This window comes from Vibrio sp. Vb0349, assembly GCF_033338975.1.
This window is the reverse complement of the sequence record NZ_JAWOTS010000488.1, coordinates 1-1,008: the sequence shown is the minus strand read 5'-3', so window position 1 is coordinate 1,008 and position 1,008 is coordinate 1. Positions and strand designations below refer to the sequence as shown.

At 43.5% G+C, this 1,008-nt stretch carries 1 protein-coding gene; it reads right to left on the bottom strand.

Features of this window, described 5'->3' with window-relative positions; genetic code table 11:
- Nucleotides 1-145 precede the first annotated feature (145 nt).
- Nucleotides 146-1,008: Na/Pi symporter (locus R7Q47_RS26800; RefSeq protein ID WP_318090370.1), on the bottom strand; the 863-nt coding region annotated here is incomplete at its 5' end.

Sequence of the window (1,008 nt, the reverse complement as noted above, 5' to 3'; positions counted from 1 at the left end):
ATTATCATTGAGTGTTTGGTTTGAACAACAAATATTTCTCAGTCTCAATCGGAGTTACATCAACTCTCATTTTTGCATCATGATTACAGATACAAAAAAGGCCCCACAACGTGGAGCCTTAAACAATAAGCGATGGTTGGTATTATCAGGTTGTCAGAGCAAGGATTGCGCCTGGCAGAATGATGAATACAGACATCAGGTAGCCACCCACAACGGCTTTGTTCTTGATAGCAAGCTCTGAAATCATTTCAGCGCCTTTTACTGGGATTTCACGTAAGAACGGAATACCAAAGATAAACAGTGTCGCCAAAATATTAAAGGTTAAGTGTACTAGCGCAATCTGAAGAGCAAACACAGCAAACTCACCAGATACTGCGGTAGCTGCAAGTAGCGCAGTGATACATGTACCGATGTTCGCACCTAGAGTGAATGGGTAAATGTCACGAACTTTAAGAACACCAGTACCTACAAGTGGAACCATCAAGCTTGTTGTTGTTGATGAAGATTGTACCAACACCGTCACGATCGAGCCTGATACGATACCGTGGATAGGACCACGACCAATTGCATTCTTCAGAATATCGCGAGCACGGCCAACCATTAGGCTCTTCATTAGCTTACCCATTACTGTGATAGCAACGAAGATTGTAGCGATACCTAAAGCAATTAGAGCCACGCCACCCATGGTGTCACCAAATGTTGATAGCGGTTCTTTGATAGCAGAAACAACAGGCTTAGTGATTGGCTTGATGAAGTCAAAACCCTTCATGCTCATGTCGCCAGTGTTCAATAGTGGCGAAACCAACCAGTGAGAAATTTTCTCTAGAATGCCGAACATCATTTCCAAAGGAAGGAATATCAGAACAGCAAGAAGGTTAAAGAAGTCGTGGATCGTCGCACTAGCAAATGCGCGCTTGAATTCTTCCTTACAACGTACGTGACCTAGTGAAACCAAAGTGTTGGTCACTGTGGTACCAATATTGGCACCCATTACCATTGGAATCGCTG